The sequence below is a fragment of the Peribacillus sp. P4_C12 genome, assembly GCF_056402095.1.
In genome coordinates this window covers 1-2,405 of sequence record NZ_JBFUIB010000528.1, presented here as the reverse complement: position 1 = coordinate 2,405, position 2,405 = coordinate 1, and the positions used below count along the sequence as shown (strand labels likewise).

3 protein-coding genes and 1 pseudogene are annotated in these 2,405 nt (G+C 33.6%); 3 read left to right on the top strand and 1 reads right to left on the bottom strand.

Going from position 1 to position 2,405, the window contains the following annotated elements; genetic code table 11:
• Positions 1 to 324: pseudogene (locus AC1DUW_RS25985) on the top strand (alpha/beta hydrolase); the annotation flags it as partial.
• Positions 325 to 384: 60 nt separating this feature from the next.
• On the top strand, positions 385 to 600 hold the full coding sequence (locus tag AC1DUW_RS25980) for a hypothetical protein (RefSeq protein ID WP_053345546.1): 216 nt from the start codon (positions 385 to 387) through the stop codon (positions 598 to 600).
• 244 nt (positions 601 to 844) lie between these two features.
• Here AC1DUW_RS25980 and AC1DUW_RS25975 read toward each other — a convergent pair whose 3' ends face one another.
• A complete protein-coding gene (locus AC1DUW_RS25975; protein ID WP_053345547.1) occupies positions 845 to 1,444 on the bottom strand; it encodes a DJ-1/PfpI family protein in 600 nt (199 codons plus the stop codon).
• A gap of 139 nt (positions 1,445 to 1,583) precedes the next feature.
• On the opposite strand from AC1DUW_RS25975, the gene AC1DUW_RS25970 reads away from it, so the two are divergent.
• Positions 1,584 to 2,024 carry an Lrp/AsnC family transcriptional regulator gene (locus tag AC1DUW_RS25970; protein ID WP_053345548.1) on the top strand — a complete coding sequence of 147 codons (441 nt, stop codon included), beginning with the start codon at positions 1,584 to 1,586 and terminating at the stop codon, positions 2,022 to 2,024.
• Positions 2,025 to 2,405 lie beyond the last annotated feature (381 nt).

Genomic DNA, 2,405 nt, shown 5'->3' with positions numbered 1-2,405 from the left:
GAATTATATAAAGTGATTTTTTATCGTAGAACATCGACTAAAAATATGATCAATGAGGTAGATGAGATAAAAACAAATGCAAAAAAAGTCGAAGAAGGTGGAATGCCATATGTCCCTATGCTTTTGTTTTCATCGAATGGTCAGGGAACGGGTTGGGATGGAAATACGTGGAATAGCATTCAAAAGGATTTTATCAGTAATGCCGATAACGGGAAGCTAATTAAATTAGATTGCTCCCATTATGTTCATAATATCGAAAATGAACGAATAGACAAAGAATCAGAAAAATTCATGGAAAGTTTAAAACTGCTAAAGACGAATTAAATCTTCATTTCAAAAAAATCATCGGGATTAAGATTCTCTTTTCGGAGAGATTCTTTCAATGTGAGTTTGGGTACAGATAAAGACTTCGGAAACGAAGATGAATATTTTGGTTGGCTTGAAAAGCATCTTGCTTTATACCGTGAAGGGTTTGTGTTGATGAAGGAAAACGGAACAACCATTGGTCAACTTGAACTTACAGTACGGAGATATGAAGGCAACAAAATTGGATATGTGAATTTATTCTATTTAATACAAAAAAAACGTGAAGGGGTTTAGGAAAAAGCTTGCACAAATATGCTTTGAACTTATTTAGAAGCTAAAGAGTCGATGAATATCACTTTCGTGTATCACCAATCACCAAGTAACAAACAAGCACTTAGAGATAATTGTAGCTTTATAATAATGTTTGATAATCGTAATAAACCTTCATAAATGAGCAGAAAGAAAGAGCATGTTTTGAAAAACGATTTGATCAAAGCATGCTCTTATATTATTTCATCTCTTTCTACTTTGCATTTCTTTATTGTACTTTTGTATAGACAAATCCCATGAGGTCTTTAACATGATGTGCATTTTCTTTAGATGTCAGCATTTCCAGCAATAGAAATGCCACATCAAAAGCGGTACCTGGATTTGAAGATGTAATAATATTGTCGTCAAGAACAATTCTCTCATTTTGTATGTTTGTGCAGAAATTCTTTAACTGCTCTTTTCTTTTACTCGTTGGATGATCGTAAGTTGTAGCTTTTCTATCTATGAGAATTCCACTTTTACCTAGTGCTAATGATGCAACACAAATACTAGCAATAGGTTTCTGTTTTGCGTGAAAATGCCGGATAACGTTTAAAAATGACTCATTGAATGCGTCTTCATAAAAGCCGGCCTCTTCAAATCCACCAGGAATAGCCAGTGCATCGAAATCATCTAATTGAATGTCATCAACTGTTTTTTCGGGTACGACGGTGAAATTCCATGTGCAAGTTAACTTGTCCCGAAGACCGACTGTCACAACCTCAGTCGAACCGTCCCCTTCCCATTTATTCCAACCAAGCACATCTGTAAATACGCTAGCCTCGACAGCTTCAAAGCCATTAGCTAATAACAATAATATTTTTTTCATCCTATATCTCCTCCAATGTCTTTATTATATGAGCATACAAAGTTATATTACATAAGTTCAAAAAGGATATTAGTTTATTTTCATTTAAATAATAAAGAATTTAGTATATTCTATTTAATAAAAAAAGGTGAGGGGAAATATGGATCAAATAGATAAAAAAATAGTGAGGGAATTGCAATCAAATGCCAAAATTTCCATGAAGGAATTAGCAGAAGTCGTTCATTTATCTTCTCCGGCAGTTACAGAGCGTGTTCGAAAGCTAGAAGAGCAGCAAATTATTGAAGGTTATCATGCACATGTCGCATTGAAAAAAATGGATCGACCAATGTGTGCTATTATATTGTTCGAGTCGAAGGAATGTAAAGCATTAGCGAACTTTTGTCATAACCATCCGGACGTACTAGAGTGTTATCGAGTAGCAGGAGAAATTAGCTATATTATCAAAATAGCAACACATTCTGTCGAGAGTTTAGAACAATTTATCGATGCGTCAATGCAATATGGTACACCTTCAACAAACATTGTGTTATCTTCCCATAAAAAAAAGATAATTGATCCTTTTTTAGCGGAAGAACAATAGTTTGAGCTATGTTGTCATGAGTAAAGAATATATTGAACAAAGCAATTATTTTTGATATGGACAGACGATTATTCAAACAAGTTTAATTAAAGAACTAGCATTGGAAAGGACAAATAAAAGGCCACTTATTCAAAATGTATCTATTATTCTAATGGAGATTTCATGTGAAGGATCCATTAAGATTGTTTTTCATTCACCTAGGATTTTGAGGACTAATATTTGAAAGTAATCCTATAAAGGGTGGTGGAATATTATTTGAAAAATCGAATGGTAATAATTATTTTTCCGAACAAGTAAAGAATCCTAATACTTCGTAAGCGTAAATCTTCAACTAAAGAGGGCTATACTTCAATAAGGGAGTTGCTTCAGCAGCTCTTTTTC

Excerpts from the sequence above, each read along its gene's own strand:
- AC1DUW_RS25975 (WP_053345547.1), bottom strand. The coding sequence starts at position 1,444 with ATGAAAAAAATATTATTGTTATTAGCTAATGGCTTTGAAGCTGTCGAG.
- AC1DUW_RS25970 (WP_053345548.1), top strand. The coding sequence starts at position 1,584 with ATGGATCAAATAGATAAAAAAATAGTGAGGGAATTGCAATCAAATGCC.